At 75.3% G+C, this 3,773-nt stretch carries 4 protein-coding genes; 3 read left to right on the plus strand and 1 reads right to left on the minus strand.

The genetic code is table 11. The features are described 5' to 3' along the window. From ND748_RS27605 to ND748_RS27615, 3 genes are all read left to right on the plus strand, one after another. Window positions 1–674 (plus strand): helix-turn-helix domain-containing protein (locus tag ND748_RS27605; RefSeq protein WP_251749131.1); only part of this gene is annotated, 674 nt, incomplete at its 5' end. A 96-nt stretch (window positions 675–770) separates the two neighbouring features. Further along, window positions 771–1,562 carry an endonuclease/exonuclease/phosphatase family protein gene (locus ND748_RS27610; protein ID WP_251749132.1) on the plus strand — a complete coding sequence of 264 codons (792 nt, stop codon included), beginning with the start codon at window positions 771–773 and terminating at the stop codon, window positions 1,560–1,562. Between the two features lie 134 nt (window positions 1,563–1,696). After that, window positions 1,697–2,884 carry a MerR family transcriptional regulator gene (locus ND748_RS27615; RefSeq protein ID WP_251749133.1) on the plus strand — a complete coding sequence of 396 codons (1,188 nt, stop codon included), beginning with the start codon at window positions 1,697–1,699 and terminating at the stop codon, window positions 2,882–2,884. Between the two features lie 109 nt (window positions 2,885–2,993). Here ND748_RS27615 and ND748_RS27620 read toward each other — a convergent pair. Then, window positions 2,994–3,773, minus strand: a 780-nt coding sequence (locus ND748_RS27620; protein ID WP_251749134.1) for a PD-(D/E)XK nuclease family protein, incomplete at its 5' end; no start/stop codon positions are given.

Here is a 3,773-nt window from a genome sequence, read left to right on the forward strand (position 1 = left end):
GGGCCGGCCGGCTCGCCGCCGCGGGCGCCGCCGACCCGCTGTTCACCGACGAGCACCTCAGCGCCCTGGTGCTCGCCCGCGACCCGGGTCTGGTCACGGATCTGGCGACCCGGCTGCTCGCTCCCCTCGACGGCCTGCCGAGCCGGACCCGCGAACGGCTGGCCGAGACCCTGCTGCACTGGCTGTCGCTGCGCGGGCAGCGGGGACTGATCGCCGAGCGGCTGCACATCCACCCGCAGACCGTTCGGTACCGCGTCAATCAGCTCCGCGAGCTGTTCGGGCCGTGCCTGGAGGATCCCGATGTCCGCTTCGACCTCGAGCTGGTGCTGCGCGCCGGCGCCACCGCCACCCGCGCCGAATCAGCGGCCGGTCCGGGCGGTGCGCTCGGCCCGAGTGGTGCGCTCGGCCCGAACGGTGGGACCGGCCCGAACGGTGGGACCGGGGCGGGCGGCACAGCCAGGGCGGGTGGCACAGCCGAGGTAGGCGGCACAGCCGAAGCCAAGGTAGGCGGCACAGCCAAAGTGGGCGGCACAGCCAAAGTGGGCGGCGCGGGCCGGGCGGGCGGCACAGCCCAGGTGGGCGTCGCGGGCCGGGCGGATGGTCCGGACGATGGGCACAGCCTGGCCGATTCCGGCGAGTCGGACTCCTCGGCGGGCGCCGCGGCCAGGCACTGACATTCGGGTGCGCGCCGCCGGCGGCGAGGTCCGCCGCCCCCAGCGTCGCCGCGCCGCCGGGGAGTCCGCGACCGTCCGGTCCGGTACGGTCCAGGCGTGCGGCTGGGCTCCTTCAACGTGATGCACGGCCTGTCCCTCGAAGACGGGCGGGTCGAGCCGCACCGATTCGCCGCCGCCATCGCCGGGCTGGGCGCGGACGTGCTCGGCTTGCAGGAGGTCGATCTCGACCAGCCTCGATCCGGCGGGATCGATCTGGCCGCCGAGGCGGCGGCGGCGCTCGGGGCTGCCGACGGGAACTGGCGGTTCGTCCCGACCGTGTTCGGCACGCCGGGGGCCGGCTGGCGGCCCGCCGAGGGCGCCCGCGTGCCAGGCGAGCCGGCATACGGCATCGCGCTGATCAGTGCGCTGCCGGTCCGCGAGTGGCGGGTGATCGACCTGGGCCGAGCCCCGGTCCGCTCCCCCATCGCGATTCCGGGTGGCCCGAACGGACCGGGACGCCTCATCCTGCTGGACGACGAGCCGCGGGTCGCGATCGCCGCCCGGATCGACGCGCCCGGCGGGCCGCTCACCGTCGTCACCACGCACCTGTCGTTCGTCCCCGGGTGGAACGCGCTGCAGTTGCTACGGTTGTCCCGGCGCCTCGCCGACCTCGACGGCCCCCTGATCGTGCTCGGGGATCTCAACCTGCCGGGACGCCTACCGGCGATGCTGACCCGCTGGCGACGGCTGGCGATCACCCCGACTTATCCCGCACACGCGCCCCGCGTCCAGCTCGATCACGTGCTGGCTCGCGGGCCGGTGGGTGACGTCACCGCCGTCCTGTGCCGGCGCGCAGAGATCTCCGATCACCGGGCCCTGCTCGTCGATCTGGGCGACCAGCAGGTCTGACCCGGGCCGCCCGAGTGCGCCGCCGGTTGACCTTGCCCCATGGGCAGGCCGAAGCATGGCCGCAACCGGGCGCTGTGCCTGGTACGAGGACGGCCCCGAGCCGAGCAAGGCCCTGGGCCGAGGAAGCGGTGGCGATGACTCTGCTGACAATCGGGCAGTTCGCCCGGCTGAGCCGGCTGTCCCCGAAGGCGCTTCGGCTCTACGACGAGCTCGGGTTGCTCCGTCCGCGGCAGGTCGACGAGGTGACGGGCTACCGCCGCCACGCGCCGGAGCAGCTTGAGCAGGCCCGGCTGGTGGCCTGGCTGCGCCGGCTGGGGATGCCGCTCGCGCGCATCCGGCGGGTCCGCGAACTCGACGGGGCCGCCGCGGCCCGCGAGGTGGCGGCCTTCTGGGCCGAGACCGAGGCCGACACCGCCGCCCGCCGCAGCCTGGCCGCCGTCCTCGTCGAACACCTTCTTCGAAGGGCTGCCGACATGTCCGATCCGCACCCGTTCACCACGACCACGACCACGACCACAACCACGACCCCCGCACCCGCACCCGCACCCGCACCCGCACCCGCCGATCTTCCGAGCGCCCTGCTGACGCTGCGGCACGCCGCACTGACGGACCGGGGCCTGGTCCGGCCGAGCAATCAGGATGCGGTGCACGCCGGCTCCACCGTGCTCGCCGTCGCCGATGGCTTCGGTGCCAGCGGCGCCGCGGCCGGTGCCGCCGCCGTCGACGCCGTGGCCCGCCTGGAGGCCGCCCCCGTGCCGCCCGGGGAGCTGCTCGGCTTCCTCGCCGACGCGGTCGCGCGGGCCAACCAGGCCGTCCGGGAGCTTGTCGACTCCGGCCCCGATGCCGCTGCCGCTGCCGACGTGTCGAACGCGGTCGGGACGACGCTGACCGCCCTGTTGTGGACCGGCTCTGCCCTGGCGCTCGTCCACATCGGCGATTCGCGGGCCTACCTGCTGCGCGGCGGCGAGCTGCGGCAGATCACCCACGATCACACGTTCGTCCGGTCGATGGTCGAGGACGGGCGCCTGCGCCCGGAGGAGGCCGCGACCCACCCGCAGCGGTTGCTGCTACTGCGCGCGCTGGACGGCAGCGCGGCGACCTTCCCCGACATCGGGCTGCGCGAGGTGCGCCGTGGCGACCGCTACCTGCTGTGCTCCGACGGGCTGTCCGGCGCGGTGCCGGCGACGGAGCTGCGCCGGGTGCTGGGGACGGAGGCGGAGCCGGAGCAGGCGGTCCGTGAGCTCGTCGCCTTGGCGAACGGCTCCGGCGGCGCGGACAACATCAGTTGCGTGGTGGCCGACGTCGTCCCGACCGGAAACTGACGGCGCGGGATGGGGCGGGGGCGGGCGGGGCGGTTGCGGTGCGTTCTGTGCGGTCTGACGGCCGATACCGGGTAGAACGCACCGCAACCAGCGACGGGGCGGGACAGTGTCAGTCGGCGGCGCGGGCAGGTGCCGGCGGCTGTGCGCGCGTGTCCGGGACTGGCCGGGTGGCGGGAACTGGCCGGGTGGCGGGGGCGGCGAGCAGCGCGGCGAGTTCGTCCTCGGTGGCCAGGGGCGGACGGACGACGGCCCCGGTGCGGACGTAGAGGAAGGCGGCGTCGACGGCGCTCGGGTCGACGCCGCGCAACCGGGCCCAGGCCAGCCGGTAGACGGCGAGCTGGAGCCCGTCGGCGGGCGACTGGCCGGTCTTCCAGTCGATCACCTCCCATCGGCCGCCGCCGAGGTCGTAGACGGCGTCGATGCGGCCGCGCAGGATCCGCCCGGCGAGGGGGAGCTCGAAGGCCTCCTCGATCGCGGCGGGCCGGCGCGAGCCGTACGGGGTCCGCAGGAACGCCTCCTGCAGCGAGCGCAGGTCGTCGTCGGTGAGTTCGGCGTCCTGAGCACCGGGCAGGTCCTCGGCGTCGATCAGCGCCCGATGGTCGAAAAGCTCCTCCACCCAGGAGTGGAAGCGGCTGCCGCGGCGGGCCGCCGCGACCGGCTGACGAGGCAGCGGGCGGACGAGCTCGCGGGCGAACGCCGCCGGATCGGCCTGCAGCCGGACGACCTCGGACGCGGTGAGATTCGCCGGCATCGGCACGTCGAGCTGCGGGATGCGGGCGGTCCGCTCCTCGGCGAGCAGCAGCTCGGCCTCGCGGTCGAGCTCGGCCAGCAGTGCCCGCTCGGCCGCGGTCAGCCCGGGCGGATCGGTCGGGGCCGCGGGGGCTGGCGC

The organism is Frankia sp. AiPs1 (genome assembly GCF_023716945.1).
Taxonomy (GTDB): domain Bacteria; phylum Actinomycetota; class Actinomycetes; order Frankiales; family Frankiaceae; genus Frankia.

Bases quoted from the DNA above. Each gene is read 5' to 3' on its own strand.
- ND748_RS27615 (WP_251749133.1), top strand. From the start codon at position 1,697: ATGACTCTGCTGACAATCGGGCAGTTCGCCCGGCTGAGCCGGCTGTCC.